Source organism: Oleiphilus sp. HI0067, from assembly GCF_001635735.1.
In genome coordinates this window covers 1-1,149 of record NZ_LWFI01001674.1, presented here as the reverse complement: position 1 = coordinate 1,149, position 1,149 = coordinate 1, and the positions used below count along the sequence as shown (strand labels likewise).

The 1,149-nt window shown below is 43.6% G+C and carries 2 protein-coding genes; both read left to right on the top strand.

Features of this window, described 5'->3' with window-relative positions; genetic code table 11:
* On the top strand, window positions 1-472 hold a 472-nt coding region (locus A3739_RS26855; RefSeq protein WP_304440324.1), incomplete at its 5' end, for an imelysin family protein.
* 81 nt (window positions 473-553) lie between these two features.
* Window positions 554-1,149, top strand: a 596-nt coding sequence (locus A3739_RS26850) for a di-heme oxidoredictase family protein (RefSeq protein WP_304440323.1), incomplete at its 3' end; no start/stop codon positions are given.

Sequence of the window (1,149 nt, the reverse complement as noted above, 5' to 3'; positions counted from 1 at the left end):
TTATGGCGAGCTTGCCGGTGAACGTATCAAGCTTGGCCTAATGCTTCATGACCCAGAAGAAGAGCACGATTGCTTTGCAGATAACACGCATGCATCTCACTTCAACGACGCACTAGGTATTAGAAATATTTACCTTGGCTCTTACACTAAGGTAAGCGGAGAAGTTGTCGACGGCGCAAGTCTTTCAGATCTTGTCGCAGCAAAAGATGCCGAACTAGACCAAGAAATGCGCAACAAACTAGACGTTACAATGTCAGCGATGCAAGTAATGGTTGATGAAGCGAACAAAGGAAACACCTTCGATGTTTTAATTGGTGAAGGCAATGCGGAAGGGAATAAAGTAATTCAAGACGTCGTGGACGCTCTTGTGGATCAAACCAAAACTATCGAAAAAATTGTTGTGGCTCTCAATCTTGAAGAGATCGAAGTTGAAGGCTCTGACAGCTTAGACAACCCAAGCGCAGTACTTTAAAAAATTGCTCAACTATAACTAACATTCAGTTTGCCATTTTGGCGCTTCTCTCCCGGGCTTAATAGCCCGGTTTTTTTGTTTATGATTACAAGCAAACCAATAACGATTTTAGGGTTTGGCAGCCTGTTAGTTGCCTCTCTTTTTTATGTAAGCACCTTTACGTCTGCGGAACATACTTCAAAAAGCGATGATTATAATCATCATCTCCCTGCCGGCTCGTTAAGTGCTTCTAATACAGGCGCTGATACGTTCCTTCAGCCTTTCAAAGGCATCGGACTAGAAGAAGGCTTAAACTATAGAGTAGGACAAGCCTTATTCGAAAAACTATGGGTATTTGCGCCTTCAAGCACCCAAGCTAGTGATGGTCTAGGCCCTTTATACAACGCGCGATCTTGTGCCCAATGCCATGTCAAAAACGGAAGAGCAAAGCTTGATTTCTCAGAGAATCTCGTGATCAATCCGGTTGGGTTAGTGATCAGACTAAACAACCCAGAGTTCGGTCAAGACCCATTTTATGGTACGCAAATACAGCCCTTTGCTTACCCCAATGGACAGGCAGAAGCTAATTTGGAGATTCACTATTCAACTCAAATGGTGTCAGTAGCCTCAAATACATCCGTATCGCTTTTTGAACCCCGATACACTCTATCATTCCCTAGCAATCACTCTCTCCATCC